Origin of the sequence: Microcella frigidaquae, assembly GCF_014200395.1 — a bacterium.
Classification (GTDB): Bacteria; Actinomycetota; Actinomycetes; order Actinomycetales; family Microbacteriaceae; genus Microcella; species Microcella frigidaquae.
In genome coordinates this window covers 1656757-1682562 of the sequence record NZ_JACHBS010000001.1, presented here as the reverse complement: position 1 = coordinate 1682562, position 25806 = coordinate 1656757, and the positions used below count along the sequence as shown (strand labels likewise).

Below are 25806 nucleotides of genomic sequence, written 5' to 3'. Positions count from 1 at the left end.
TCCACCCGCTGACGCACCCAGGGAGTCTGCCGTGCCCACCATCGTCGTCGAGGTCATGCCCAAGGCCGAACTGCTCGACCCGGCCGGCAAGGCCGTCGCCGGCGCGCTGCACCGCCTGGGCCACGAGGGCATCAGCGATGTGCGCATCGGCAAGCGCTTCGAGCTGCACGTCGACGTCGCCGACGCGGCGATGCTCGAGACGGCCCGCCAGCTCGCCGCCGACATGCTGAGCAACGGCGTGATCGAGGACGTCGTGAGCGTGCACGTCGCCGAGGAGGCGGTTCGCTAGTGCGCATCGGCGTCGTCACCTTCCCCGGCTCGCTCGACGACCGCGACGCCCAGCGCGCGGTGCGCCTCGCGGGCGCCGAGCCCGTCGCGCTCTGGCACGGCACGCACGACCTGCAGGGCGTCGACGCCATCGTGCTGCCCGGCGGCTTCAGCTACGGCGACTACCTGCGCTGTGGCGCCATCGCGGCCCGCTCGCCGATCATGGCCGAGGTCGTCGATGCGGCGAACAGCGGGATGCCCGTCCTGGGCATCTGCAACGGCTTCCAGATCCTCGTCGAGGCGCACCTGCTGCCCGGCGGCCTGATCCGCAACGACCACGGCGACTTCATCCGTCGCGACCAGCGGTTGCGCGTCGAGAGCACCGACAGCGCCTGGACGAACGGCTTCGAGCTCGGCCAGGAGATCACGATCCCGCTCAAGAACGGCGAGGGCGGCTTCATCGCCGACGAGGCCACTCTCGACCGCCTTGAGGGCGAGGGTCTGGTCGCGTTCCGCTACCTCGACGTCAACCCGAATGGCTCGCTGCGCGACATCGCGGGCCTGCGCAACGAGCGCGGCAACGTCGTCGGCCTCATGCCGCACCCCGAGCACGCGGTCGAGCCGGGCTTCGGCCCGAACACCCCCGAGGCGATGCGCTCGGGCGTCGACGGCCTGACCTTCTTCACATCGGTGATCAAGCAGAGCGTGCTGAGCTAGAGGCGTGACCTCGACTGCCGCGCCGACCGCGCGCCTCACCCCGAAGACGCTCTACCGCATCGTCGCGATCGCCGAGGCGATCACGTGGACGATCCTGATCGCGGCCCTCGTCTTCCGCGCCGTCGTCGGCGAGGAGAACGCGGGCCCCGCCGTGACCATCGGCGGCAGCATCCACGGCTTCGTCTTCCTGACCTACGGTGCGACGGCCGTGCTCACCGCGATCAACCAGCGCTGGAGCCCCGGCCTCGCCGTGCTCGCCGTCGCGACCGCGGTGATCCCCTACGCCACGATCCCGTTCGACATCTGGGCGCACCGCACCGGCAGGCTCGAGGGCGACTGGCGCCGCGAGGCCACCGACGACCCGCGCGATCAGCGCTGGTTCGACCGCCTCGTGCGGTGGATGCTCAACCACCCGTACCTGCTGGCGGCACTGATCCTGCTCGCGGTCGTGGTGCTGTTCACCGTACTGCTGATCCTGGGCCCGCCGGTCCCGAAGAGCTAGCCGGTCAGCACGACGGCGTCACGCCCCCGCGCGGCTCGGCGCCTCGGGGTCGGCCGACGGCGCCATCATCTGCGTCGCGCGCTGCTGCGCCTCCGGGGTGCCGCTGAACAGCTGGCGCGCCGCCGTGCGATCATCGCCGGTCGCGACGGATGCGGATTCCCCCTCACCGCCCGACGGAGCATCCACCACCTGCACGCGCGTGCGCGGCATCGCGCCGGGGCTCTCGTGCCGCACCCACTCGACGAGCTGCTCTCGCACGTAGTTGCGCAGGTCGAACAGCGAGCCAGCATCCGCTGCGCTGACGAGGATGCGCACGCGCACGTGCCCGCCGGTCGCGTCGGAGACCTGCAGCACCGACACCCGGCGATCCCACAGGGGCGTGCCGTCGAGCACGGCATCGAGCCGCGCGCGCATCGCCGCCGGGCTGACCCGCCAGTCGAGGTCGAGTTCGACCGAGCCGAGGAGTTCGCTGCCCGTGCGCGTCCAGTTCTCGAAGGGGGTGGTGGTGAAGTGGGTCGACGGCACGACCAGGCGCCGGTCATCCCAGATGCGCACCACCACGTAGGTGAGCGTGATCTCCTCGATGCGGCCCCACTCGCCCTCGACGATGACGATGTCGTCGACGCGGATCGCGTCGGAGAACGCGAGCTGCACGCCCGCGAAGACGTTCGACAGCGTCGACTGCGCGGCGAGGCCGGCGATGATGCTCGCAAGCCCGGCAGAGGCGAGCAGGCTGCCGCCGAGCGCCTGCATCTGCGGGAAGGTCAGCAGGGCCGCGCTGACGGCAACGACGATGATCGTGACGGTCGCGAGGCGCTGCAGGAAGGTCAGCTGGGTGTGGGCGCGGCGCGTGCCGCGCGTGGCGTCGGCGCCGGTCGGGTAGCGCGCCATCGCACCGTCGAACGCGTGGTCGACCACCTCGATGAGCACCCAGGCGAACAGGCCGATCACGGCGATCGTCAGCAGGCGGTCGAGCGCGACCGAGAACCGCGTCTCGGGTGCGGCAAGGCTCACGGCGATCTGCACGGCGACGCCGGCGAGCAGCAGGCGCAGGGCGAGCCGCGTCTCGCGCAGCAGGGATGCGGCCCAGGGCTGCGACGGCGCGACGAGCCGCACGATCAGCTCGATGATGAGCACGACGAGCGCGGCGACCGCGAGCAGCAGCACGGTCAGCAGCAGCAGAAAGCCGAGCCCGCGCTCGGGCACCCCATCGAGGTCGACGAAATCGAGGAGTGCCGTCGGGATCATGCGCTCAGCATCCCGCGGTCACCCGTTGAGCGCCAGCCCCAGGAACATCGCGCCGAGGAAGACGAGGATGCCGATGGCGGCGTACATCCAGATCATGCGGGAGGTCATGGCGGCTCCGGTGGTGGTCGGGTGAGCGGGCGACGGCACCAGCCTAGGCCGCCGGTAGGCTGGCAGCCGTGACGAACCCCGCCCCCGGCCGTCCCGCTCCGGACACCGTCGAGAACGCCGCCGCCACCCCCGACAAGGTGCAGCCCTTCGAGGCTCTCGGCCTGAAGGCCGACGAGTACGCCGAGATCAAGGCCCTGCTCGGGCGGCGCCCGACCAGCGGCGAGCTGGCCATGTACTCCGTCATGTGGAGCGAGCACTGCTCGTACAAGTCGAGCAAGGTGCACCTGCGCCAGTTCGGCCAGAAGGTCAGCGACGAGATGCGCGAGCACCTCATGGTGGGCATGGGCGAGAACGCCGGCGTCGTCGACATCGGCGAGGGCTGGGCCGTCACGTTCAAGATCGAGAGCCACAACCACCCGAGCTACATCGAGCCGTTCCAGGGCGCCGCGACGGGCGTGGGCGGCATCGTGCGCGACATCATCTCGATGGGCGCGCGACCGGTCGCGGTCATGGATGCCCTCCGCTTCGGCGCCATCGACCACGCCGACACGGCGCGCGTCGTGCCCGGCGTCGTCAGCGGCATCAGCCACTACGGCAACTGCCTCGGCCTGCCCAACATCGGCGGCGAGACGGTGTTCGACGCGGTCTACCAGGCCAACCCGCTCGTCAACGCGCTCGCGGTGGGCGTGCTGCGGCATGACGACCTGCACCTCGCGAATGCGCGCGGCGTCGGCAACAAGGTCGTGCTGTTCGGCGCGCGCACGGGTGGCGACGGCATCGGCGGCGCGAGCATCCTCGCGAGCGACACCTTCAGCGAAGGTGGACCCACCAAGAGACCTGCGGTGCAGGTGGGCGACCCGTTCGCCGAGAAGGTGCTCATCGAGTGCTGCCTCGAGCTGTTCCAGGGCGAGCTCGTGGAGGGCGTCCAAGATCTGGGCGCCGCCGGCATCTCGTGCGCGACCAGCGAGCTCGCGAGCAACGGCGACGGCGGCATGGTCGTCGACCTCGACCAGGTGCTGCTGCGCGACCCCTCGCTGACGGCGGAGGAGATCCTCATGTCGGAGAGCCAGGAGCGCATGATGGCCATCGTGCGGCCCGAGAAGCTCGACGCCTTCCTCGCCGTCACCGCCAAGTGGGATGTCGAGACGAGTGTGCTGGGCGAGGTGACCGACACCGGGCGCCTCGTCATCCACTGGCAGGGCGAGACGATCGTCGACGTCGACCCGAAGACGGTCGCGATCGACAGCCCCGTGTACCACCGGCCCTACGCGCGGCCGGCGTGGCAAGACGGGCTGCAGGCCGACTCGGCCGCCCGGCTCGCCCGACCCGCCGACGACGCCGAACTTCGGGCGCAGGCCCTGCGCGTGCTCGGCGGCCCGAACCTGGCCGACACAGCCTGGATCACCGACCAGTACGACTACTACGTCGGCGGCAACACCGCGCTCGCGACGCCCGACGACGCCGGCATGATCCGCGTCGACGAGCAGTCGGGTCTCGGGGTCGCGCTCGCGACCGACGCCAACGGCCGCTACTGCCAGCTCGACCCCTACACGGGCGCGCAGCTCGCGCTCGCCGAGGCGTACCGCAACGTCGCCGCCACCGGCGCGGTGCCGCGCGCCGTCTCCGACTGCCTCAACTTCGGCAGCCCCGAGAACCCCGACGTCATGTGGCAGTTCGAGCGCGCGGTGACGGGCCTCGCCGACGCCTGCCTCGAGCTGGGCATCCCGGTCACGGGCGGCAATGTGTCGTTCTACAACCAGACCGGCGACGTTCCCATCCACCCGACCCCCGTCGTCGCCGTCATGGGCGTCATCGACCACGTCGACCGCCGCCTTCCCTCCGGCTGGCAGGACGACGGCGAGAACCTCTACCTGCTGGGCATCACGCGCGACGAGCTCGACGGCTCGGTGTGGGCCGACGTCGTGCACGGCCACCTCGGCGGCCTCCCGCCGCGCGTCGACCTCGCGGCCGAGAAGAACCTCGCCGGCCTGCTCGCCGCCGCGGCCTCCGACGGCCTGGTCACGAGCGCCCACGACCTCTCGGAGGGCGGCCTGCTCGCCACCCTGGCCGAAGGCGTGCTGCGTTTCGGCATCGGCGCCCGCGTCTGGCTCGGCGAGCTCATGGAGCGCGACGGGGTGGATGCTCTCGCCGCGCTGCTCGCCGAATCGCAGGCCCGCGCGCTCGTGTCGGTCGCCCGCGAAGACGACGTGAAGTTCCGCGGCCTGTGCGCGGGCCGCGACGTGCCCGTGCTGCGCATCGGCGTGACCGACGCCGAGGTCGACGGCCTCGAGGTGCAAGACCGGTTCACGCTCTCGCTGGCCGAGCTGCGGCACGCCCACCGCGACACGCTGCCCGCCCGCTTCGGGCCGCTGGTCGGGGGCTGACCGCCACTCCCGTGAGTAGGGCAACGTGTCGGGCAAGCTCGAACGCTCAAGCCGAATCAACAGTTGCTCGAGTACTGGGCAAGCAATGCTTCGTACTTCGTGTATTCCGGTATCGGCTCCCCCGAAACGTCATTGAAAGGTCCCGTTTCCCACGAATAGGTGTTGGTCCGGTTCTCCCAACGAGACAACTTGGCCTCAAGGTAGGTCGTCAACTGATCGAGCTCGGCTCGTAGCTCTATGCAAGACGAAATCTGCTGTTCCTGTCGCTCGATCTCGAGCAACTCAGCCTTGAGCGCCTGGGAACCTTGGCCGATCAGCAAGAACGCAATCAGAACTAGGAATGCGGCAGGAACGAGTACCCACTTCCGCCACGTTGCCCAATCAGCGCACTTCCACCACATGATCACGGCAGTCAGGAAACCAACAACTCCGCCAGTCGATAGATCCCCCCACTGCACGTACTCAGCAATGCCGAAGACCAACGCAGCGGTGTACTGAGACACCGTGGAGACAAGGGCAAGAGTGCCGAGACTCGCGACCGCGAACTTCCATCTTGGAACACGCGGCTTGTCAATCGGTGTCAGAATTCCGGTACTGACTCCCAAACTTGACGGCGATTGTTCGTCGTCCCGGTCTTTCCAGATCCTCTCGTCCATAACCACATCCGATCGTCTAATGCAGGCTTACCTTTTGCGCCAGCGCTCGCGGGACTTCCTCTCTTGAGTACTCCACCTCATTCGTGGGAACCGACGCAAGAGATAGGTTCGCTTCCGGGGCGCTAGGCATGAAGATCGCATAGTGCGGTAGTCAGCACGGGTTAGGCCTGCGCATAGGGTTGCGCGGCTAGGCTCGCGCGCGTGAGCCTGCCGACGCCGCCGACCCCCGACACTGCGACGCCGACCTCCGGGGTTCAGCCCCCGGTCGCCCTAAGTCTCGCCGAGGTGCGCGAGCGCCTGGCCCGCGGCGAGGGCAATGCGATGCCGAGCGACACGGGTCGGTCGTTCTGGCGCATCATGCAGGCGAACCTGTTCACCCTCTTCAACCTCATCGTGGGCGGCAGCTTCGCTCTACTGCTCGTGCTCGGCTACTGGCAGGATGCCCTCTTCGGCTTCTTCGTCATCGCCAACGTCGTCATCGGGGTGGCGCAGGAGTTCCGCGCCAAGCTCACCCTCAGCCGGCTCGCGGTGCTCAACGCTCCGCTCGCGCGCGTGCTGCGCCGCGACGACACGGGCGCCGAGTCGATGCACGAGGTGCGCGTCGCCGACGTCGTGCTCGACGACATCCTCGTGCTCTCCGCGGGCGACCAGGTCACCGCCGACGCCGTCGTGCTCGAGGCGAACGGGCTCGAGGTCGACGAGTCCCTGCTCACCGGCGAGGCCGACGCCCTCGACGCGGCGCCGGGGCGCGAGCTGCTCTCGGGCTCGTCGATCGTCGGGGGCAGCGGGCTCGCGCGGGTCATCCGGGGCGGCGCCGACTCGTACGCCGCGCGCATCACAGCCGAGGCGAAGCAGTTCTCGCTCGTGCGCAGCGAGTTGCGCACGGGCATCGCGCGCATCATCCGATGGATCACGATCGCCCTGCTGCCGGTCGGCGCCATCGTCGTCAACGGGCAGATGCAGGCGGTCGGCGGCTGGGAGGTCGCGATCGCGACCGGTGCCTGGCGCGAGGCGACGGTCGCCTCGGCGGCGAGCCTCATCGCGATGATCCCGCAGGGGCTGGTGTTCATGACGAGCGTCGCCCTCGCGGTCGGCGCGGTGAAGCTCGCCCGGCACGAGGTGCTCGTGCAAGAGCTCGCCGCGGTCGAGGGCCTCGCCCGCGTCGACATGCTCTGCCTCGACAAGACGGGCACGCTCACCGAGGGGAGGCTCGTCCTCGACTCCGTCGAGGAGGTCAATGGACATCGTCTCGACTCCCCGCTCGGCGCCCCCACCGGCTGGGATGCGGCGCTCGGCCACTTCGCCGCCGATCGTGACGCCAACGCGACCGCGCAGGCTCTCGGCGAGCGCTTCGCCGCGGTGGCGAGCCTCGAACTGGCGGCAGCCGTGCCGTTCAGCTCGGCGCGCAAGTGGAGCGCGGCCGAGTTCCGCGACCCGCGCGCCGCGGGCAGCTGGGTGCTGGGGGCGCCGGACATCGTGCTGGGCGGGGCCGACCGCCGGGCGGTCGGCGCCGTGCTCGCGCGCACGAGTGAGCTCGCCGCGAGCGGCCTCCGCACCCTCGTGCTGGCGCACTCGCCCGAGGCGCTGCCCGAGACCGAGCCGGCCGCCGCACGGCTGCCCGCGCGGCTCGCGCCCGCCGCGGTGCTGACCTTCCGCGAGAAGGTGCGGCCCGATGCGCACGAGACGCTGGGGTACTTCCGCGAGCAGGGGGTGAGCATCCGCGTCATCTCGGGCGACGACCCGCGCACGGTCGCCGCGGTCGCGCGCGAGGCCGGCGTCGAGCACGTCGGCGACGGGTTCGACGCCCGAACCCTGCCCTCCGACGAGACCGAGGAGGGGCGCGCCGAGCTCGACGCGATCATGGCGCGCGAAGCCGTGTTCGGCCGGGTCACCCCCGAGCAGAAGAAGGCGATGGTGCTGTCGCTGCAACGCCTCGGCTACACGGTGGCGATGACCGGCGACGGGGTCAACGACGCCCTCGCCCTGAAGCACGCCGACATGGGGATCGCGATGGGCTCGGGCGCACCCGCCACCCGCGCGGTCGCGCGCCTGGTGCTGCTCGACGGCCAGTTCAGCCGCCTGCCGCGCATCGTCGCCGAGGGCCGGCAGGTCATCGCCAACGTCGAGCGGCTCGCCAAGCTATTCCTGTCGAAGACCACCTACGCCATCCTGTTCGCCGTCGTGTTCGGCCTGCTGCTGTGGCCGTTCCCCTTCCTGCCGCGGCAGCTGTCGATCGTCGACGGCCTCACGATCGGGCTGCCCGCGCTCGTGCTCGCGCTGCTGCCCAACGTGCAGAAGTACCGGCCCGGGTTCCTGCGTCGGGCCGCACGCTTCTGCATCCCCTCCGGGCTCATCGTCGGCGGCACCCTGATCTCGGTCGTCGCCTACGCCTACCTGGGCGGCCATGAGCCGGCGATCGTGCAGACCACCGCCGTCATCACCCTCACGCTCACCGCGCTCTGGGTGCTGGTGATCCTCTCGCGGCCGTTCACCTGGATCACCGGGCTCGTGGTGGTCGCCGCCTACGCGGGCCTGGGGGTCGTCCTGGCGATCCCGCTCGCCACCGACTTCCTGCAGCTCGGGATGCCCCCGCTCGAGCTCATCATCGTGGCCATCGCCGCGAGCGCCATCGGCTCAGCCGTTCTCGACGTCACCCATCGCCTGATCGCACGCGCCGCGCCGGCAGGCGCAGCCGGCGCTGCGCGAGCAGCACGCCGAGGATGACGAGCAGGGCACCGACCGGCTCGTTCCAGACGAGCACCTCGCCGAGGGCGAGCACGCCCAGCAGCACGCCGACGGGCGGCGACAGGTAGGTGACCGTCGCGGCGCGGGTCGGTCCCCACGCGCGCACGACGTTCTGGTTCCACGCGTAGGCGAGGCCCGTGCCGAGGGCTCCGAGCAGCACGATGGCGATGATCACGGTCGGCGTGAGCGTCATCGGCTGGGCACCGATCGCGGGCGTCAGCAGCAGCATCCACCCCGCCGCGAGGCCGATCATGACGAAGCTGAACACGGTCGCACTGACTCCGCTGTCGGCGAGGAAGCGGCGCATGTACGAGAGGCTGAAGCCGTAGCAGGCGGTCGCGCCGAGCAGGGCGAGGTAAGGAGCGATGCCCCCCGAGCCCGGCTCGAGACCCTGCCAGGGCCCGACGATCACGACGACCCCGACGATGCCCACGACGATGCCGAGCACCTGCTCGCGCGAGAGCCTCTCGATGCGGAACGCGAGGCCCGCGATGAGCGCCGTCATGATCGGCGTGGTGGCGTTGAGGATGCTCGCGATACCCGAGGCCACGTACTGCTGCGCCCACGCGAACAGCTGGTACGGGATGACCGCGAACGTGATCGACAGCACCACCAGGTGTCCCCACACGCGGGCCGACCGCGGCAGCCGGTCGCGGGTGACGAGCACGAGCAGACCGAGCGTGATCGCGCCGAACAGAGTGCGGCCGGTCGCGACCTGCACCGGAGACAGGCCCTCCAGCGCCAGGGCGATGAACAGGAAGCTCGCACCCCACGTCACGCCGGCGAGCGTGAACTGGAGGGCGATCCAGGTGTCGGAGGAGCGTCTCACGCAGAGTCGGCTGTCTGCACCGTGCCCGTCGTGGCGATCTGCTCGTGGTGGTGGATGACCTCCGCGACGACGAAGTTGAACCACTTCTCGGCGAACGCGGGGTCGAGCTGCGCGTCGATCGCGAGGGCCCGCAGGCGCGCGATCTGCTGACGCTCGCGCTCCGGGTCGCTCGGCGGCATGCCCGACGCCGCCTTGAGACGCCCGACGGCCTGCGTGCGGGTGAAGCGCTCGGCGAGCAGGTGGATCAGCGCGGCGTCGATGTTGTCGATGCTGCGGCGCAGCGCCGCGAGCTGGGCGAGGGCGGCGTCATCCATGCGTCGAGCGTAACGCTCCGCACCGGTGCACGGCTCTCGACCCGGGCCGCGCGCGGCCCTACAGTGGCGCCATGACGATCGAGGCACCCGCACGGCGCACCTGGCGCGATGCCGCCGCCCTCCGCGTGCTCGGCTCGGTGCTGGCCTGGTTCTCGACGGCGGCCGCCCTGACGCTGCTGTACCGCTCGACCGACGCGCTCGCCGCGCTCGGCGGGTACTGCGCCCGCGGCGGCCCGTACGTGATCGCGGTGGAGTGCACCGACGCGATCGCGCTGTTCATGCCGCTGAGCATCCTCGGCGGCCTGGCGGCCCTGGCGATCGGCACGGGGCTGGCCCGCGGCTTCGGCACCCCGACCTGGCTCTACGCCTGGCCGGGGCTCTTCGTGAGCCTCAGCATCGTCTTCTTCCGCACCTTCCTGCTGGGCGGCGACGGCGTCGGCCTGTTCCTGGGCCTGCTCTTCCTGGTCATGGGGCTCGCCCCGCTCGCGGTGATCCTGCCCGCCGCGCCGCAGCGCATGCTGATCGGGCGGGTGGATGCCCGGGGCCGCGCCTTCTGGGAGGCCCACCCCGCGCGCGCCCACCTGCTGTCGATGGCTGCCCCGGCGGCCCCGGGCGAGAACCGCGCCTCGGCCGCGGACTGGGCGCTCAGTCTCGGCATCGCGGTCGGCGCCTCGGCGCTCGGTGTCACGGTGGGCGCCGCCTGGTTCAGCTCGGTCGCCTAGCGCCGTCGCTGTGCACCCGGCCCCGTCAGGCCGTCGCGCCCAGTCGTCGCTCGAGGCCGGCGCGCACGGCGGGCCAGTCGTCGACCGTGATCGCGTAGACGGCGCCGTCGCGCCACGAGCCGTCGGCGCGTGGCGCGTCGCGACGCGCCACGCCCTCGAACTGGGCGCCGAGCTTCTCGATGCCGGCCCGCGACCGCGCGTTGCGCACGTCGGCCTGCAGCTTGACGCGGCCGTAGCCGTGCTCGAAAAGGTGGGTGAGCAGCAGCAGCTTGCAGGCGGGGTTGACGTCCGTGCCCCAGACGTCCGGCGTGTAGGCGGTGTAGCCGATGTGGGCCGACTCGGTCGCGGGGGTGAGGTCGAGGATCGTTGTGGTTCCGATGATCGTCGGCTCCGCATCCGCCGCCGGGGCCTCGATCGACGGAACGGTCAGCACCGTGTAGACGTGGGCGCGGCCGAGCGGCAGGTAGGTCGGCAGCCAGGCGGCGAACGCTTCGCCGGTACAGGCTCCGGCCGGGCCGCCGCCCCACCCGCCGGCGAAGACCTCCTCGCGGCCGAGCGCCGCCGTCAGCCCCGGCAAGTGCGCCGGGTCGTAGGGCTCGAGGCGCACGCCGTGGCCCTCGAGCACCGTGTACGGCAGGGTGTCGGCGGCCATGGTGCGGGGCCGGCTCAGTCGAGCAGGTCGTGGCGCACGACGATCGCGTCGCGGCCGGGGCCGACGCCGATCGCCGAGATGCGCGCGCCGCTCATGGCCTCGATGGCGAGCACGTAGTCTTGCGCGTTCTTGGGCAGGTCGTCGAAGGTGCGGGCACCGGTGATGTCCTCCGACCAGCCGGGCAGGTTCTCGTAGATCGGCGTCGCGTGGTGGAAGTCGCTCTGCGAAACGGGAACCTCGTCGACGCGCACGCCGTCGACCTCGTAGGCGACGCAGACCGGGATGCTCTCGAGCCCCGTGAGCACGTCGAGCTTGGTCATCACGAAGTCGGTGACGCCATTGACGCGCGCCGTGTAGCGGGCGATGGGCGCGTCGTACCAGCCGCAGCGGCGGGGGCGGCCCGTGGTGGTGCCGAACTCGAAGCCGGTCTTGCGCAGGAACTCGCCCGACTCGTCGAAGAGCTCGGTCGGGAAGGGGCCGGAGCCGACACGGGTCGTGTAGGCCTTGACGATGCCGATGACGCGGTCGATGCGGTTGGGCCCGATGCCCGAGCCGGTGGCGGCCCCGCCCGCAGTCGCGTTCGACGAGGTCACGAAGGGGTAGGTGCCGTGATCGACATCGAGCATGGTCGCCTGGCCGCCCTCGAACAGCACGGTCTCGCCGCGCTCGAGCGCCTGGTGCAGCACGAGACCGGTGTCGACGACCATCGGCCGCAGGCGGTCGGCGTAGCCGAGCAGCTCGTCGACGATCTCGTCGACGCCGATCGCGCGCCGGTTGTAGACCTTGACGAGCAGGTGGTTCTTGACGTTGAGGGCGCCCTCGACCTTCTGGCGCAGGATGTTCTCGTCGAACAGGTCTTGCATGCGGATGCCGATGCGATTGATCTTGTCGGCGTAGGCCGGGCCGATGCCGCGGCCGGTGGTGCCGATCTGGCGCTTGCCGAGGAACCGCTCGGTCACCTTGTCCATCGTGCGGTGGTAGCCGGTGATGACGTGAGCGTTGGCGCTGATGAGCAGCTTCGAGACGTCGACGCCGCGCGCGCTGAGCGCGTCGAGCTCGCCGAACAGCACCTCGATGTCGACCACGACGCCGTTGGCGATCACGGGCGTGACGCCCTCGGTGAGGATGCCGCTCGGCAGCAGGTGCAGCGCGTACTTCTCGTCGCCGACGACGACCGTGTGGCCCGCGTTGTTGCCGCCGTTGAACTTCACGACGTAGTCGATGCGGCCGGCGAGGAGGTCGGTGGCCTTGCCCTTCCCTTCGTCGCCCCACTGGGCGCCGATGATGACGACGGCAGGCATGGGTGTCCCTTCGAGAGGTGGTGAGGGCGTGCCCCTCAGTCTATCGGGGAGCCTCGCCGCACTATCGAGCGGGGGCGTCGGCCCACTGCCCGCGGGCGGGCACGGGGTTGGCGCGGGCCAGGATGCCCGGCTCGAGCCCGAGCTGGCGCTCGGCGACCCCGAACACGATGTCGTTGGCCTCGTCGACCCCGATGACCCCCACCACGTGGTGCTGCACGGCGACGCCGTCGGCGACGGCGGTGAGCAGGCGCGAGTCGGCCGCGGGGTCGGCGCTCGCGCCGAGCCCGGCATCCACCACCCGCTCGATGACCCGGGTCAGGATGCGCTCGCAGTCGTCGTGATGCCGGGCGAGCGCGGCGGCCAGGGCGGGGGTGCGCGGCGCTTCGCTCCAGGCGTCGATCCACACGTGGTAGTGGTTCTCGTTGGTGGCGGCGAGCCAGCCGGCGAGCGCCGCGATGGGGTCGAGCCCGTCGAGCTGCTGCTGGTCGGCGGCGAGCTCGCGGGTGACGGCGACGTCGAAGGCGGCGGCGACGAGCTCGTCGCGGCTCGCGAAGTAGTGGCGGATGAGCCCGTGCACGACGCCGACCTCGGTGGCGACCTCGCGGAGGGTGACGCCGGCGAAGCCCTTGGCGGCGACGAGGCGCAGGGTGGCGCGCACGATCTCGTCGCGCCGCTCATCGCTGCTCTTGCGCGCGGCGCTCCTCTTCTCGCTCACGCGTCGAGCATAGGCCGCGATACCGTTCTGTTGTCCATCCGGATAGGCGGTGCTAGCCTTATTGTCCAGTTGGACAACAACTCGGAGAGGTCCCCATGTCCCCGCAGCAGCGCGCGCACCGCCAGCGACGGTTGCTCGTGCCCAGCGTCGTCGCCGCGATGGTGATCCTGTCGTCGGCATCGTTCGTCATCTTCCCGCTCATCCCTGCCCTGCAAGGCACCCTCGGCGTGAGCACCGCCGAGATCGGCTACCTCGCCGCGGCCGGTTTCGCCGCCGCCCTCGTCGCCGAGCTGCTCGTCGCCCCCGCCGCCGACCGCGGCCACGCCCGCCTCATGGCGGTCATCGGCGTCGTCATGGTCGCCGGCTCGCTCGGCCTGAGCGCGCTCGCCACGGAGGGCTGGCACCTCATCGCCGGCCGCGCCGTCGGCGGCTTCGGCTTCGGCATCTTCGTCATCGCCGCGAGCGCCCTCATCGTGCGGTTCGACCATGCGCGCAGCGGCGAGCTGCTCGGGCGCCTCGGGGCCGCCGAGCTCGCGGGCATCGCGGTGGGGCCCCTCGCATCCGGCATCGCTCTCGCGTTCGCCGCGCCGTCGGCGATCCTCGCCGTGTCGGCCGTCGTCGTGCTGCTGGCGCTCATCCCCGTGCTCGTCGGGTTCTTCGAGGCGGCGCACGTGGCCACTCCCGTGACGGCGGGCGATTCGCGGTTCCGCCACGATGACCCCCACCCGCCGACCGGCGGCATCGCGGCGGGCGTCATCGGCTTCGACGGCACGGATGCCGACCGCACGCTGCGCTTCGGCGCGAGCGCCCCGCGCACCAGCCTCGACCTGCTGCGCTCGCCCCGCATCATCGGCATCGTGCTGCTGTACGCCGCGGTCATGGTGCCGACCGGAGCCTACGACGGCATCTGGCCGCGGTTCATGGCCGACATCGGCGCCGACCCCGTGCTGACGGCGGCGAGCTACGCTCTCTTCGCCCTGCCCTATGTGCTCGTCGCCGGGTGGGCGGGCCGCCTCGCCGACCGCCGCGGCGGCGTCGCGGCCTACGCCCGCGGGCTGCTGATCCTGCTGCCGATCGTCACCCTCTACGGGTTCGTCGGCAACCCCTGGCTCGCCACGGGCATGGGGTTCGTCGAGTCGACCGGGCAGGCCCTCGCCTTCATCGGCGCGGCCGCCGCGATGGCCCACGCCGTCGACCCGGCGCGCGCCGGCTCGGCGCAGGGGCTGCTGCGCGGCATCGGTCTCGCGGCCGCGACCATCGCCGCCGGTGTCTCGGGGCTCGCCTACGAGGCGGGCGGCGCGACCCTGCTGTTCGTCGGCACCGCAGTGACGGTGCTCGTCGTCGCGGGGGTCGGGCTGCTGCTGGCGCGCAGCCGACGGGCTGGCGACCCGAGCGCTCGAAGCTAGTCGTCGGCTTCGTCGGGCAGGCTGACCGCATGGTTCGGCAGCGAGACACGCGGGCAGAAGGATCCGCTGACCCGCGCGCCGAGAAGGTCTGCGGCTCGTGCGGCCGCCGCATCGAGTGGCGCGCGAAGTGGGCGCGCGACTGGGAGGCGGTGCGCTGGTGCAGCGACGCCTGCCGCGCCCGCGGTGTGCGGCCCGTGGATCGGGCGCTCGAGGAGAGCATCCGGAGCCTGCTCGCCGATCGCGCGGCCGGCGCGACGATCTGCCCGAGCGAGGCCGCGCGGGCGGTCGCGGGCGACGCCGATGAGGATGCGTGGCGCGCGCTGATGGAGCCCGCTCGCCGCGCGGCCCGACGGCTCGTCGCCGCCGGCGAGGTCGAGATCACGCAGGGCGGAAAGGTCGTCGACCCGTCGACGGCGAAGGGCCCGATCCGGATCCGCCGCGCGCGCTGACCGCCGTTCTAGGGCACTGCGACGTTGCCCAGCAGCCCTGCCTGATACAGAAGCCCCAGCCCGACGATGACGAGCACCACCGCAGCGAACCAGATGATCCTGCGGGCGCTCATCTGACTAGTCCCCGGCGGGCGACTGCTGGTGCGCGCCGACCCGCCAGCGCCCCTCGCTGTAGACGTAGGTCGTCGTCGCCCACAGGTCGACGGGCGCGCCATCGCGCGTGCCCCGCAACCGGTAGGCGAGCAGTGCCGCGCGATCGCCGAGGCGCACCACGCGCTGGTCGCTCATGCGGCAGTCGCTCCACACCACGCCGTCGAGCGCCGCGATGACCGCGCCGCGCTCGAGCAGCGTGCCCGGGAAGACCATGATCGCGTCGGGCAGCATCGCCGTGTACGAGTGCGTGCCGCCCTCTCCGCGGGTCATCGCCTCCCACCCCTCGTGCTCCTGGTGGATCAACTGGGCGGGCAGATCATCGGTGATCACCGTCATGCGCTCAGTCCATCGGCTGGGCGGATGCTCGTCAAGGGCTCGCGTGCACCCGCACCCACTCGTGCATCACGATCGCGGCCGCGGCGCTCGCGTTGATCGACCGCGTCGACCCGAACTGCCGGATCTCGACGACCCGGTCGGCGGCGGTGAGCGCCTCCTCCGAGAGACCGGGGCCCTCCTGGCCGAAGAGCAGGATGCACGCGTGCGGCAGCGGCTCCGCATCCACCGGCACCGACCCCGGCACGTTGTCGACCGCGACGATCGGCAGACGCGCGTGGCGCGCGAACGCGACGAGCTCGCCGATGTCGGAGTGGTGCCGCACGTGCTGGTAGCGGTCGGTGACCATGGCGCCGCGCTTGTTCCAGCGGCGGCGGCCGACGATGTGCACCTCGGCGGCGAGGAAGGCGTTGGCGCTGCGCACGATCGAGCCGATGTTGAGGTCGTGCTGCCAGTTCTCGATCGCGACGTGGAAGGGGTGCCGCCGCGCATCGAGGTCGGCGACGATCGCCTCCATGCTCCAGTAGCGGTAGCGATCGATGACGTTGCGGGTGTCGCCGTGGGCGAGCAGCTCGGGGTCGAGGCGCGGGTCGTCGGGCCAGGATTCGGGGTCGCCCGGCCAGGGACCGAGCCCGTGCGTCGTGAGCTCGACGCTCGGCTCGGGGCGCGCGGCACCCCCGGGATCGTCGCCGTTCGTCATGCTCCCAGCGTACGGTCGGCGCATATCCGGGCACGCGCGGCACCTTCCCGCAGCACGCCGCCGCGCGTAGCCTGAAGCCACCATGGGCAGCACCGCACGCGACAGAGCCGTCGACCTGACGAGGGCGGCGTGCCTGGTCGTGGTCGTCGGCCTGCACGTGATGATGGCCGGCATCACCGTCGAGAGCGGCGGGCTCGCCATCACGAACTCGCTCGACGGGCATCCGATCTTCGCCTGGAGCACCTGGCTCGTGCAGGTCATGCCGCTGTTCTTCGTGATGGGCGGCTTCTCGAGCCTGCTCGCCTGGCGGCGCCAGCGCGGGCGCGGCGTGACTGGCTCCGAGTACGTGCGCGACCGCGTCGCTCGGCTCGCCCGGCCCGCCCTGCTGCCGCTCGGCCTGGTCGGCATCACCCTGGCGATCCTGGGCCTGGTCGGGCTGCCCGATGACGTTCTCGGCGACGTGGGCTTCCGCATCGGGCAGCCGCTGTGGTTCCTCGCGGTCTATCTCGGATGCTCCGGCCTCGTGCCCCTCATGGCCCGCCTGCACGAGCGCGCGCCGTGGGCGACCCTGCTGACGCTGCTCGGTGCGGTCATGATCGTCGACACCATCGCACTGCTCACCGTGCAGCCGCTGATCGGGGCCCTCAACCTCGCGTTCGTGTGGCTGCTCATCCAGCAGCTCGGGTTCTGCCTCGCCGACGGCTGGTTCGACTGGCGCCGGCGGTGGATGCTCGCTCTCGCCGGCCTCGCCGCCTTCGGCGGCCTCCTGTTCCTCACCACCGTGGTCGGCTACTCGACCGACATGTACGACAACCTCAACCCGCCGACCGCGGCGCTGCTCGTGCTCGGTGTCGGCCAGACGCTGCTCTTCGCGTGGCTGCGCCCGTGGCTCGCGCGCCTCGCCGAGCGGCCGACGCTCGCGGGGCTCAGCGACGCGATCAACCGCAACGCGATGCAGATCTACCTGTGGCACGTTCCCGTGATCGTGCTCGTCGCCGTGGTGCTCGTGGTGGCCGGGGCCCCCTTCCCCGAGCCGCTCAGCGCCGGCTGGTGGCAGAGCCGCCCGCCGTTCCTGATCGCCGTGGCCCTGATGCTGATTCCCATCGTCATCGGGGTGGCATGGCTCGACCGGCGCGACGAGGCACGCGCCGCCCGAGCTGCGGAGGCGGCGAGCGCCGCGGCATCCGCGCGGGGCGAGGCGCCCGCCGAACCCGCCGGGCTGGGGCCGTGGATGGCCGCCCTCAAGGTGATCCTGGGCATCGCCGGAGTAGTCACGCTGCTGATCGCCGGGTTCACGCCGGCCTACGGCGCCGCGATCGGGGTCACCCTGCTGCTGCTGGCCGTGCTGCTGCGCTCGCCGCGTCGACGTGAGCGCCCGCATCCGGCCCCGCTGTTAACCTCGGGCCATGAGCCCGCCGACGCCGCCACAGCCGCTGAACGCCCTGTGGACGCCGACCGCGCCTGACCTGCTCGTCGCGGGGGACAACCTCGCCGTGCTGCGCGCCCTGCCCGAGGCGAGCATGCAGCTGGTCTATCTCGACCCGCCGTTCAACACGGGCCGCACGCAGAAGCGCCGCACGACCCGCAGCGTGCGCGACCCCGAGGGCACCTACCTCGGCTTCTCGGGCGAGAGCTACACCCGCACGGTCGAGGCGCTGTCGAGCTACGACGACGCCTTCGCCGACTACTGGGCCTTCCTCGCCCCGCGCCTGATCGAGGCGCACCGGGTGCTGCGCGACGACGGCACGCTCTACCTGCACCTCGACTGGCGCGAGGCGCACTACGCGAAGGTCGCGCTCGACGCGCTGTTCGGGCGCGAGTGCTTCCTCAATGAGCTCATCTGGGCCTACGACTACGGCGCCAAGGCGAAGAGCCGCTGGCCCACGAAGCACGACACGATCCTGGTCTACGTGAAGAACCCGGCCGCCTACTGGTTCAACAGCGAGGCCGTCGACCGCGAGCCGTACATGGCGCCCGGCCTCGTCACGCCCGAGAAGGCGGCCCGCGGCAAGCTACCGACCGACGTGTGGTGGCACACCATCGTGCCCACCGCCGGGCCGGAGAAGACCGGCTACCCCACGCAGAAGCCGCTCGGCGTGCTGCGCCGCATCATCCAGGCCTCGAGCCGCGAGGGCGACTGGGTGCTCGACCCCTTCGCCGGCAGCGGCACGACGGCCGCGGCCGCCCGCGCGCTCGGGCGGCGCAGCATCAGCATCGACCAGCACCCGGATGCCCTCCGCATCGCCAGCGCCCGCCTCGGCCTGCCCATCACCCCGTTCGCGGGATAATCGGGGGGTGACCAGCGACCCCGAGCTCGGCGACTCCGAAGACGCCGCCGCCCGTGCCCTCGCCGCGGGGCACCTGGTGGCCTTCCCGACCGAGACGGTGTTCGGGCTCGGGGCCGACGCCGCCAGCCCCGCGGCGGTCGCCCGCATCTTCGCCGCGAAGGGGAGGCCGGCCGATCATCCGCTGATCGTGCATGTCAGCGACGCGAGCCTGCTCGACGCGCTGGCGACCGAGGTGCCGGAGTACGCCCGGGCCCTCGCCGCCGCTTTCTGGCCAGGGCCGATGACGCTGATCCTTCCGCGCTCAGCCGACGTCAGCGATGCCGTGACCGGCGGCCAGCCGACGGTCGGCGTGCGGGTTCCGAGCCACCCCACCGCGCACCGCCTGCTGCAGCGGTTCGAGCAGCTCGGCGGCCGCGGGGTGGCCGCGCCGAGCGCCAACCGCTTCGGGCGGGTCTCGCCGACGACCGCCGACGCCGTGCGGGCCGAGCTGGGCGACATGCTGCTGCCGACCGACGTGATTCTCGACGGCGAGCGCTCGCAGGTCGGCATCGAGTCGACGATCATCGACTGCACCGGCCCCGCGCCGGTCGTGCTGCGCCCCGGCTCGATCACCGATGAGCAGATCACCGCGGCGACCGGCCTGGCGCTCGGCGAGCAGCGATCGACGATCCGGGTCAGCGGCTCGCTGCCCTCGCACTACGCGCCGCACGCGACAGTCCTCCTCGACGAGCGTCCGCGCCCGGGCGACGGCTTCATCGCCCTGCACGAGCACGGCACGCCCGAGGGCGTGGTGCGGCTGGCCGCGCCCCGCACGGTCGACGCGTACGCCCACGAACTCTACGCCGCGCTGCGCGCGGCCGACGATGCGGGGCTGCGGCGGGTCGTCGCCTGGCAGCCGAGCGGCGGCGGGGTGGCGGTCGCGGTGCGCGACCGGCTGGGTCGCGCGGCGCACCGCGAGACGCCCGGGGCCGAGGGGGCTCAGAGCGACGAGTGAGGGCCTCGACGCCCGACGGGACCAGCCCGTCGCCTAGAGGCGGGTCGCCCGCTCGAGCAGCTCGAGCACGTGCGTGTACGGCAGGCCCGTGGCGCGGGCCATGCCGAGCTCGCAGGTGCGGTTGGCGCTGACCGCGGCGTCGAAGGCGCCGCCCTCTGCGGCCAGCCGGGCGAGGTCGGCGACCTCGGGGGCGGTCGCGGCGGCCGTCAGCGCGGGGTGCAGCATGCCGCGATCGCCGGCGAAGGCGCAGCATCCCCACGCGTCGGGCACGACCGCCTCGCCGGCGACCGCGCGCGCGATCGCGACGAGAGCGCTCGTCGCGCCGAGCGCCTCGGTCGAGCAGGTCGGATGCACGGCGACACGACCCTGTCGATGCCGCACCGTGAGGAGCGGCAGCAGCACCTCGGCGGTGAAGGTCACGGCGTCGCGCACGCGAGCGCCGACGCTCGAGCTCTGCTGCCCGGCGAAGCCTTCCGAGCAGGAGGCGGCGTCGCTCACGATCGGCAGCCCGGCCGCAACCGGGCCGAGCGCCTCGAGCGCAGCCGTCACGCGGTCGCGCATCGCGGCGGCGCCGGCGCGGTGGCCCTTCGACTTCCAGGGGGTGCCGCAGCAGAGGCCGTCGATGCCCTCGGGCACGAGCAGCGTGACGCCCGCCCGCTCGCACAGGGTGAGGAACGCAGCCGTCGCACCGCGGGCGTGTTCGTCGGCCGCCGCGCCCTCCGGTCCGAACATCGTCCCGACGCACGCCGGCAGGTACACGGCCGCGGGCAGCGTGCCGGCCCCGGCCGCCTCGGCCACCGGGGGCGCGAACCGCACAGCGGACGACTCCGCGAGCACGGACGAGCGGCGCCGGCCGCCACGCGGCAGCCCGGCCTCGTAGCGGGGAACGGTGTCGGCGCCGAGCACGGCCCGCACCGCCGAGCTCGCGGCACGCACGAGCGGCGTGGGGAGGGCATCCGCCACCGTGAGCGCGGCGGCCGCGGTGCGGGTGGTGGCGTCCCAGCGGTGGGCGGCGGCATTCCACGCGCCCCGGCCGGGAGTACGGCTCTCGGCGCGCAGGCGTCGCACGAGGTCGCCGGTATTGATGCTGACCGGGCAGGCGATGCCGCACATCCCGTCGACCGCGCAGGTCTGCACGCTCTCGTACCCCTCATCGGCGCGCAGCGCGGCGGCGAGCGCGGTGTCGCCGCGGGCCTCGGCGGCGGCGAGCTCGCGCCGCACGACGATGCGCTGCCGCGGCGTGAGGGTGAGCGTGCGGCTCGGGCAGGTCGGCTCGCAGTAGCCGCACTCGACGCAGCGGTCGACCTCGGCCTCGACGGTCGGCGTGGTCTTCAGATGCCGCAGGTGCGCCTGCGGGTCGTCGGTGAGCACGACCCCCGGGCTGAGCACGCCGGCCGGGTCGCACAGCCGCTTCAGCTCGCGCATCACCGCCGTCAGCTCGGCGCCGTACTGCCGCTCGACGAACGGGGCCATGATGCGGCCCGTGCCGTGCTCGGCCTTGAGGGTGCCGCCCTGCGAGAGCACGAGCGCGACGATCTCCTCCGTCACCGCCGCGTAGCGCGCCACGCCCTCGGGGGTGTCGAAGCGCTCGGTGAGCAGGAAGTGGACGTTGCCGTCCTTCGCGTGGCCGAAGATCACGGCGCTCTCGTAGCCGTGCCGGACGAACAGCGCCTCGAGCGCCTCGCACGTCGGCAGCAGGTTCGCCACCGGCACCGCGATGTCCTCCAACAGCGCGGTCGTGCCGCTCGGCCGGGCCTCAGCCACGGCCGGGTAGAGGCCCTTGCGCACGTGCCACAGCGCGGCGCGCGCGGCGGGCTCGCGCGTGAGGGTGAACGGGGCGGCGAGCGGCAGCCCGGCGGCGAGTGCCTCGAGGCGGGCGGTGCCGTCGGCGAGCTCCGCATCCGCCGACGCGTGCACCTCGACGAGCAGCGCCGCGTGGCGGTCGACCGTGAGCCCGGTGATCGTCGCGGGCGCGTCGGAGAGGGTCTGGGCGACGCGCAGCGACGTCGCGTCCATGAGCTCGATCGTCGCGAGCCCGACGTCGAGGAGGGCGGGCAGGGCCGCCGTCGCGTCGGAGAGCCGCGGGAACACCAGCAGCCCTGTCGTCACGAGCGGCGCGACCGGCACGGTGCGGAACACGGCTTCGGCGACCCAGCCGAGCGTGCCCTCGCTGCCGATCAGCAGGCGAACGAGCAGGTCGATCGGCCGCTCGTGGTCGAGGAAGGCGTTGAGGCCGTAGCCCATCGTGTTCTTCATCGCGAACAGGCGGCGGATGCTCGCCACCGACTCCCCGTCTCCGAGCACCCGCGCCCGCAGGGCCGCCAGCCCCGCCCAGAGCTCGGGAGCGGCGAGCCGCAGCTGCTCGTCTGAATCGGCGGCAGCGGAGTCGATCACGGCCCCGCTCGCCAGCACGAGCGTCATCGACTCGAGCGTGCGGTAGGTGTTCTGCTCGGTTCCGCACGCCATGCCGCTGGAGTTGTTGGCGATGACCCCGCCGATCGTGCAGGCGATCTCGCTCGCCGGGTCGGGGCCGAGGCGGCGACCCGTGCGGGCGAGCCGCGCATTGACCTGCCGCACGGTCGCGCCGGGCTGCACGCGCACCCGCACGCCGCCGTCGAGCACCTCGATGCCCGTGAACGCGCGCCGCGTGTCGACCAGCAGCTGGTCGGTGACCCCTTGGCCCGAGAGGCTCGTGCCACCCGAGCGGAAGGTCAGCGGGCGGCCGGTGCGCGTAGCCTCGGCGAGCAGCGCCGCGACCTGCGCGACGCTCTCCGGCCGCGCGACCTCGGCGGGGCGCAGCAGGTAGTGGCTCGCGTCATGCGCCATCGCCACGAGATCGATCGGCCGCTGCGTGCGCGGCGCGAGCACAGCATCCACCTATTGATCATACCTATGGCGCCGAGTCCGGAGGGGGCGCGGACCCAGCCAGTAGGCTGGCGCCATGGGCGACCGACGCAAGATCCAGTGCTGGCTCACCGACATGGACGGCGTCCTCGTCCACGAGAACACCCCGCTGCCGGGAGCCGTCGAGCTGATCCGCCAGTGGCGTGACACCGGCACCCCCTTCCTGGTGCTCACCAACAACTCGATCTTCACGCCCCGCGACCTCGCCGCACGGCTCTCGGCGAGCGGGCTCGATGTTCCGGAGGAGGCGATCTGGACGAGCGCGCTCGCCGCCGCCGACTTCTGCGCCAGCCAGATCCCCGGCGGTCGGGCCTTCGTCATCGGCGAGGCCGGGTTGACGACCGCACTGCACGAGGCGGGCTTCATCATGACCGAGACCGACCCCGACTACGTGGTCGTCGGCGAGACCCGCAACTACTCCTTCGAGGCGATCACGAAGGCGATCCGCCTCATCGGGCAGGGCGCGCGCTTCATCGCGACCAACCCCGACGCGACCGGGCCGAGCGCCGACGGACCGCTTCCGGCCACGGGCGCGATCTCGGCCCTCATCACGAAGGCGACGGGCAAGGAGCCCTACGTCGTCGGCAAGCCCAACCCCATGATGTTCCGCTCGGCGATGAACCGCATCGGCGCGCACAGCGAGGTGACCGCGATGATCGGCGACCGCATGGATACCGACATCGTCGCGGGCATCGAGGCCGGCCTGCACACCGTGCTCGTGCTCACCGGCATCAGCGACGAGGCCGAGATCGCGCGCTACCCCTTCCGGCCCGACGAGATCCTCGCCGGCGTGCACGAGCTCGTCGACGCGTCCCCCTCCGAGACCGAGCTGTAGCTGCCGGCAACCGGCACCCCCGGGCAGGCAGCTCCTGGCGCGTGGCCGCGGCCCGGGCCGCTGCGCGTCAGCCCGCGGGCGGTGCGGTCGGCAGGGCCGTCGGCGCGGGGCCCGAGCCGACAAGGCTCACCGTCAACGGCTCGCCCGACGACCGCGAGACGAAGCAGAAGTAGTCCCGCTCGCCGGCATCCCACTCTTCCGGCGAGACCGGGAAGGCCGCCTGGAGGACGATGTCGCGGAACTCTCCGGCGGCAGCGAGGTCGAGCACGCCCGCCGAGGAGCACAGCTGCAGGGCCTGCGAGGCGAGCAGCGGCTCGCCCGGGTACGGGCCCGCCGTCAGAGCCCCCTCCGCGAGAGGTAGCTCGGCGCGCAGCACCAGCTGCCCGCCGTGCGGGGTCGCGCAGTCGACGACCGTGACGGTGTCCTGCCACGCGTCGATGAACGGCTCCAGGCACTCGCCGCCGCCCAGCTCGTCCCAGCGGTAGTCGCCGGGCGGCACGGGTCCGACGCGGCCCGCGTCGACGGACGCGGTGGGCGTGGGGCTGGCCGACGCGATCGGCTCAGCACCCGGCGCGGGGCCGAGCAGCAGCGGGATGCGGGTGCCGACCACGAACACCGCGACGAGCGCGAGCACCGCGGCGAGGCCGCCTGCCACCCAGAGCAGCACCTTCTGCGTCCGGCCGAGCGGCGCGCGCGCGGCCGGCTCGCCGCCATCGCCATTGCCGTCGCCACCATCCCCGCCGTCGCCGCCCGACCCGCGGCGGGCGCGGCGCTCGGAGCGCGGCGGGGCCGGGATGAGGGTGTCGTCGTACTCCTGGAAGCTGCTCTCGCCGAACAGCTCGTCCAACGACGCGCCGGTCTCCGGCTCGCGGAGGAGCTCGGTCGTGGCGTCACCGAGCACCGCGGCCGGCGGCACGACCTCGGCGGGCTGCGTGGGCTCGGGCTCGATGACGGCCGCGGGCGGAGCGAGGGGCGGCGCAACGGGCTCCACGAGCGCGGGCGGCACGGGCCCGGGCGGCACAGGCCCGGGCGGCACAGGCGCAGCCGTCGGCGGCGGTACGGCGGGCTCCGGCGCGCCGCCGAACTGCGCGCGGAACCAGGCGTCGGCGTCGAAGCTGCCGGTCGCGTCGTCCGGTTCCTGCCCCGGCTCGCGGTCGCGCTCGTCCGTCATGCGAGTCCGAGATCGTGCAGGCCGATGGCGGCGCGGTACTCGTACCCGGCCTCCTCGATCACGCGGCGAGCATCCGTCGCCCGGTCGACGACGACCGCGACAGCGACGACGATCGCACCGGCCGCCTCGAGGGCGCGAGCCGCGGTCAGCGGCGAGCCGCCGGTGGTGGAGGTGTCCTCGAGCACGACGACCCGCTTGCCCTCGACGTCGGGGCCCTCGACCTGCTTGCCGCGGCCGTGGTCCTTCGGCGCCTTGCGCACGACGAAGGCGTCGTAGCTGCGGCCGAGCGCGGGCGCCTGGTGCAGCACGGCGGAGGCGATCGGGTCGGCGCCCATCGTCAGTCCGCCGACGGCGGCGATGTCGGGCAGGTCGTCGATCAGCTCGGTCATGACTCGGCCGATGAGCGGAGCCGCGCGGTGGTCGAGGCTGAGCGTGCGGAGGTCGATGTAGTAGGTAGCCTTCGCGCCGCTCGTGAGGGTGAAGTCGCCGTGGAACACGGCCTCATCGCGGATGAGCTGGATGAGCTGAGAACGAGCGTCGGTCACGGCTTCACTGTAGTTCGTAGGCTGATGCCATGCGCATCGCGACCTGGAACGTCAACTCCATCCGCACCCGGTACGGCCGGGTCGTCGACTGGCTCGTGAACGCCGACGTCGACGTGCTCGCGATGCAGGAGATCAAGTGCACGCCCGCGCAGTTCCCGATGGAGCCCTTCGAGGAGGCCGGCTACGAGGTGGTGCTGCACGGCCTCAACCAGTGGAACGGCGTGGCCATCGCCAGCCGCCTGCCGATGACCGACGTCGAGATCGGTTTCCGCGGGCAGCCCGGCTTCGCGAAGGGGCACGAAGGTCCGGACGCCCCGCTGGAAGCGCGCGCGATCGGCGCGACGATCGACGACGTGCGCATCTGGAGCCTCTACGTGCCCAACGGCCGCGCGCTCGATGACCCGCACATGGACTACAAGCTGCGGTTCCTCCGCACCCTCGCCGCCGACGCCGGCGACTGGATGGCTGCGAACCCCGGAGCGCCCCTCGCCCTGGTGGGCGACTTCAACGTGGCCCCGCTCGACGCCGACATGGGCGACCCCAGCTTCGTTCCCGGCGCCTCGACCCATATCTCGCCCGCCGAGCGCGCGGCCTTCGCCGCCCTCGAGGAGGCCGGGCTGAGCGACGTGGTGCGACCGCTCGTGCCCGAGGGCTACACCTTCTGGGACTACAAGCAGCTGCGGTTCCCCCGCGACGAGGGCATGCGCATCGACTTCATCCTCGGCTCGCCGGGCTTCGCCGACCGGGTGGTGGATGCCCGCATCGAGCGCGAGCAGCGCAAGGGCGACGCCCCGAGCGACCACGTTCCCGTCGTCGTCGCCCTCGCCGTCGAGGGCGATGACGATGACCGCCCGATGATCTTCTAGCG

25 protein-coding genes are annotated in these 25806 nt (G+C 72.3%); 13 read left to right on the top strand and 12 right to left on the bottom strand.

The window, feature by feature from the left end; all coding sequences use genetic code 11:
• Positions 1-31 precede the first annotated feature (31 nt).
• Genes purS through BJ959_RS08265 form a run of 3 tightly spaced genes read left to right on the top strand, consistent with a single transcriptional unit; the run spans position 32 to position 1486 of the window.
• The gene (gene purS / locus BJ959_RS08275; RefSeq protein WP_047560947.1) at positions 32-289 is read left to right on the top strand and encodes a phosphoribosylformylglycinamidine synthase subunit PurS; all 258 of its coding nucleotides are present in this window, start codon (positions 32-34) and stop codon (positions 287-289) included.
• A complete protein-coding gene (gene purQ, locus BJ959_RS08270) occupies positions 289-984 on the top strand; it encodes a phosphoribosylformylglycinamidine synthase subunit PurQ (protein ID WP_153982106.1) in 696 nt (231 codons plus the stop codon). Before purS ends, purQ begins: the two co-directional genes overlap by 1 nt.
• Before the next feature lie 4 nt (positions 985-988).
• The gene (locus tag BJ959_RS08265; RefSeq protein ID WP_153982107.1) at positions 989-1486 is read left to right on the top strand and encodes a DUF3817 domain-containing protein; all 498 of its coding nucleotides are present in this window, start codon (positions 989-991) and stop codon (positions 1484-1486) included.
• Between the two features lie 18 nt (positions 1487-1504).
• Here BJ959_RS08265 and BJ959_RS08260 read toward each other — a convergent pair whose 3' ends face one another.
• Positions 1505-2734, bottom strand: coding sequence for a mechanosensitive ion channel family protein (locus tag BJ959_RS08260; protein WP_153982108.1), 1230 nt, complete (start codon positions 2732-2734; stop codon positions 1505-1507).
• 176 nt (positions 2735-2910) lie between these two features.
• On the opposite strand from BJ959_RS08260, the gene purL reads away from it, so the two are divergent.
• On the top strand, positions 2911-5226 hold the full coding sequence (gene purL / locus BJ959_RS08255; protein ID WP_153982109.1) for a phosphoribosylformylglycinamidine synthase subunit PurL: 2316 nt from the start codon (positions 2911-2913) through the stop codon (positions 5224-5226).
• A gap of 56 nt (positions 5227-5282) precedes the next feature.
• Here purL and BJ959_RS08250 read toward each other — a convergent pair whose 3' ends face one another.
• The gene (locus BJ959_RS08250; RefSeq protein WP_153982110.1) at positions 5283-5882 is read right to left on the bottom strand and encodes a hypothetical protein; all 600 of its coding nucleotides are present in this window, start codon (positions 5880-5882) and stop codon (positions 5283-5285) included.
• Between the two features lie 201 nt (positions 5883-6083).
• Here BJ959_RS08250 and BJ959_RS08245 point away from each other — a divergent pair, with 201 nt between their 5' ends.
• Complete coding sequence (locus tag BJ959_RS08245; RefSeq protein WP_341799911.1) at positions 6084-8606, top strand: HAD-IC family P-type ATPase; 2523 nt, start codon at positions 6084-6086, stop codon at positions 8604-8606.
• Here BJ959_RS08245 and BJ959_RS08240 read toward each other — a convergent pair.
• Both BJ959_RS08240 and BJ959_RS08235 read right to left on the bottom strand, forming a co-directional pair.
• The gene (locus tag BJ959_RS08240; protein WP_153982111.1) at positions 8533-9456 is read right to left on the bottom strand and encodes an EamA family transporter; all 924 of its coding nucleotides are present in this window, start codon (positions 9454-9456) and stop codon (positions 8533-8535) included. The genes BJ959_RS08245 and BJ959_RS08240 overlap by 74 nt on opposite strands.
• On the bottom strand, positions 9453-9770 hold the full coding sequence (locus tag BJ959_RS08235; protein WP_153982112.1) for a chorismate mutase: 318 nt from the start codon (positions 9768-9770) through the stop codon (positions 9453-9455). Before BJ959_RS08235 ends, BJ959_RS08240 begins: the two co-directional genes overlap by 4 nt.
• A gap of 71 nt (positions 9771-9841) precedes the next feature.
• Between BJ959_RS08235 and BJ959_RS08230 the strand changes: the two genes are divergently transcribed.
• Complete coding sequence (locus tag BJ959_RS08230) at positions 9842-10492, top strand: hypothetical protein (protein WP_153982113.1); 651 nt, start codon at positions 9842-9844, stop codon at positions 10490-10492.
• A gap of 25 nt (positions 10493-10517) precedes the next feature.
• Here BJ959_RS08230 and BJ959_RS08225 read toward each other — a convergent pair whose 3' ends face one another.
• The 3 genes from BJ959_RS08225 to BJ959_RS08215 all read right to left on the bottom strand — a co-directional run bounded on the left by BJ959_RS08225 (position 10518) and on the right by BJ959_RS08215 (position 13160).
• Positions 10518-11144: a GNAT family N-acetyltransferase gene (locus BJ959_RS08225; RefSeq protein ID WP_153982114.1), complete on the bottom strand. Its 627-nt coding sequence runs from the start codon at positions 11142-11144 to the stop codon at positions 10518-10520.
• Positions 11145-11158: 14 nt separating this feature from the next.
• Positions 11159-12445 (bottom strand): adenylosuccinate synthase, encoded by a 1287-nt coding sequence (locus BJ959_RS08220; protein WP_047560983.1) that lies wholly within the window; start codon positions 12443-12445, stop codon positions 11159-11161.
• Positions 12446-12506: 61 nt separating this feature from the next.
• Positions 12507-13160, bottom strand: a complete 654-nt coding sequence (locus tag BJ959_RS08215) for a TetR family transcriptional regulator C-terminal domain-containing protein (protein ID WP_165878995.1) — start codon at positions 13158-13160, stop codon at positions 12507-12509.
• 95 nt (positions 13161-13255) lie between these two features.
• Here BJ959_RS08215 and BJ959_RS08210 point away from each other — a divergent pair, with 95 nt between their 5' ends.
• Positions 13256-14566, top strand: a complete 1311-nt coding sequence (locus BJ959_RS08210; protein WP_153982116.1) for an MFS transporter — start codon at positions 13256-13258, stop codon at positions 14564-14566.
• Positions 14567-14595: 29 nt separating this feature from the next.
• Positions 14596-15015: a DUF3253 domain-containing protein gene (locus tag BJ959_RS08205; protein WP_153982117.1), complete on the top strand. Its 420-nt coding sequence runs from the start codon at positions 14596-14598 to the stop codon at positions 15013-15015.
• Positions 15016-15132: 117 nt separating this feature from the next.
• Here the strand turns inward: BJ959_RS08205 and BJ959_RS08200 are convergent, their stop codons facing one another.
• Together BJ959_RS08200 and BJ959_RS08195 are read right to left on the bottom strand one after the other, a co-directional pair.
• Complete coding sequence (locus BJ959_RS08200; protein WP_052225027.1) at positions 15133-15504, bottom strand: DUF4440 domain-containing protein; 372 nt, start codon at positions 15502-15504, stop codon at positions 15133-15135.
• A gap of 31 nt (positions 15505-15535) precedes the next feature.
• A complete protein-coding gene (locus BJ959_RS08195; protein ID WP_153982118.1) occupies positions 15536-16201 on the bottom strand; it encodes a TrmH family RNA methyltransferase in 666 nt (221 codons plus the stop codon).
• 82 nt (positions 16202-16283) lie between these two features.
• Here BJ959_RS08195 and BJ959_RS08190 point away from each other — a divergent pair, with 82 nt between their 5' ends.
• Genes BJ959_RS08190 through BJ959_RS08180 form a run of 3 tightly spaced genes read left to right on the top strand, consistent with a single transcriptional unit; the run spans position 16284 to position 19483 of the window.
• The gene (locus BJ959_RS08190; RefSeq protein WP_153982119.1) at positions 16284-17666 is read left to right on the top strand and encodes an acyltransferase family protein; all 1383 of its coding nucleotides are present in this window, start codon (positions 16284-16286) and stop codon (positions 17664-17666) included.
• Positions 17608-18489: a DNA-methyltransferase gene (locus BJ959_RS08185; RefSeq protein ID WP_153982120.1), complete on the top strand. Its 882-nt coding sequence runs from the start codon at positions 17608-17610 to the stop codon at positions 18487-18489. The genes BJ959_RS08190 and BJ959_RS08185 overlap by 59 nt, the downstream gene beginning before the upstream one ends.
• 7 nt (positions 18490-18496) lie before the next feature.
• Positions 18497-19483: an L-threonylcarbamoyladenylate synthase gene (locus tag BJ959_RS08180; RefSeq protein WP_207949146.1), complete on the top strand. Its 987-nt coding sequence runs from the start codon at positions 18497-18499 to the stop codon at positions 19481-19483.
• A gap of 33 nt (positions 19484-19516) precedes the next feature.
• Here the strand turns inward: BJ959_RS08180 and BJ959_RS08175 are convergent, their stop codons facing one another.
• Positions 19517-22360, bottom strand: a complete 2844-nt coding sequence (locus BJ959_RS08175; RefSeq protein ID WP_341799912.1) for an FAD-binding and (Fe-S)-binding domain-containing protein — start codon at positions 22358-22360, stop codon at positions 19517-19519.
• A 64-nt stretch (positions 22361-22424) separates the two neighbouring features.
• On the opposite strand from BJ959_RS08175, the gene BJ959_RS08170 reads away from it, so the two are divergent.
• Positions 22425-23222, top strand: coding sequence for an HAD-IIA family hydrolase (locus BJ959_RS08170; protein ID WP_153982122.1), 798 nt, complete (start codon positions 22425-22427; stop codon positions 23220-23222).
• 67 nt (positions 23223-23289) lie between these two features.
• Here the strand turns inward: BJ959_RS08170 and BJ959_RS08165 are convergent, their stop codons facing one another.
• Together BJ959_RS08165 and pyrE are read right to left on the bottom strand one after the other, a co-directional pair.
• A complete protein-coding gene (locus tag BJ959_RS08165) occupies positions 23290-24393 on the bottom strand; it encodes a hypothetical protein (protein ID WP_153982123.1) in 1104 nt (367 codons plus the stop codon).
• Positions 24390-24938 (bottom strand): orotate phosphoribosyltransferase, encoded by a 549-nt coding sequence (gene pyrE, locus BJ959_RS08160; RefSeq protein WP_153982124.1) that lies wholly within the window; start codon positions 24936-24938, stop codon positions 24390-24392. The genes BJ959_RS08165 and pyrE overlap by 4 nt, the downstream gene beginning before the upstream one ends.
• 29 nt (positions 24939-24967) lie before the next feature.
• Here pyrE and BJ959_RS08155 point away from each other — a divergent pair, with 29 nt between their 5' ends.
• Positions 24968-25804, top strand: a complete 837-nt coding sequence (locus BJ959_RS08155) for an exodeoxyribonuclease III (RefSeq protein WP_153982125.1) — start codon at positions 24968-24970, stop codon at positions 25802-25804.
• Positions 25805-25806: the final 2 nt, after the last annotated feature.

Bases quoted from the DNA above. Each gene is read 5' to 3' on its own strand.
- BJ959_RS08260 (WP_153982108.1), bottom strand. From the start codon at position 2,734: ATGATCCCGACGGCACTCCTCGATTTCGTCGACCTCGATGGGGTGCCC.
- BJ959_RS08250 (WP_153982110.1), bottom strand. From the start codon at position 5,882: ATGGACGAGAGGATCTGGAAAGACCGGGACGACGAACAATCGCCGTCA.
- BJ959_RS08235 (WP_153982112.1), bottom strand. From the start codon at position 9,770: ATGGATGACGCCGCCCTCGCCCAGCTCGCGGCGCTGCGCCGCAGCATC.
- BJ959_RS08230 (WP_153982113.1), top strand. From the start codon at position 9,842: ATGACGATCGAGGCACCCGCACGGCGCACCTGGCGCGATGCCGCCGCC.
- BJ959_RS08225 (WP_153982114.1), bottom strand. From the start codon at position 11,144: ATGGCCGCCGACACCCTGCCGTACACGGTGCTCGAGGGCCACGGCGTG.
- BJ959_RS08220 (WP_047560983.1), bottom strand. From the start codon at position 12,445: ATGCCTGCCGTCGTCATCATCGGCGCCCAGTGGGGCGACGAAGGGAAG.
- BJ959_RS08210 (WP_153982116.1), top strand. From the start codon at position 13,256: ATGTCCCCGCAGCAGCGCGCGCACCGCCAGCGACGGTTGCTCGTGCCC.
- BJ959_RS08205 (WP_153982117.1), top strand. From the start codon at position 14,596: ATGGTTCGGCAGCGAGACACGCGGGCAGAAGGATCCGCTGACCCGCGC.
- BJ959_RS08200 (WP_052225027.1), bottom strand. From the start codon at position 15,504: ATGACGGTGATCACCGATGATCTGCCCGCCCAGTTGATCCACCAGGAG.
- BJ959_RS08195 (WP_153982118.1), bottom strand. From the start codon at position 16,201: ATGACGAACGGCGACGATCCCGGGGGTGCCGCGCGCCCCGAGCCGAGC.
- BJ959_RS08190 (WP_153982119.1), top strand. From the start codon at position 16,284: ATGGGCAGCACCGCACGCGACAGAGCCGTCGACCTGACGAGGGCGGCG.
- BJ959_RS08185 (WP_153982120.1), top strand. From the start codon at position 17,608: ATGAGCCCGCCGACGCCGCCACAGCCGCTGAACGCCCTGTGGACGCCG.
- BJ959_RS08170 (WP_153982122.1), top strand. From the start codon at position 22,425: ATGGGCGACCGACGCAAGATCCAGTGCTGGCTCACCGACATGGACGGC.
- BJ959_RS08165 (WP_153982123.1), bottom strand. From the start codon at position 24,393: ATGACGGACGAGCGCGACCGCGAGCCGGGGCAGGAACCGGACGACGCG.
- BJ959_RS08155 (WP_153982125.1), top strand. From the start codon at position 24,968: ATGCGCATCGCGACCTGGAACGTCAACTCCATCCGCACCCGGTACGGC.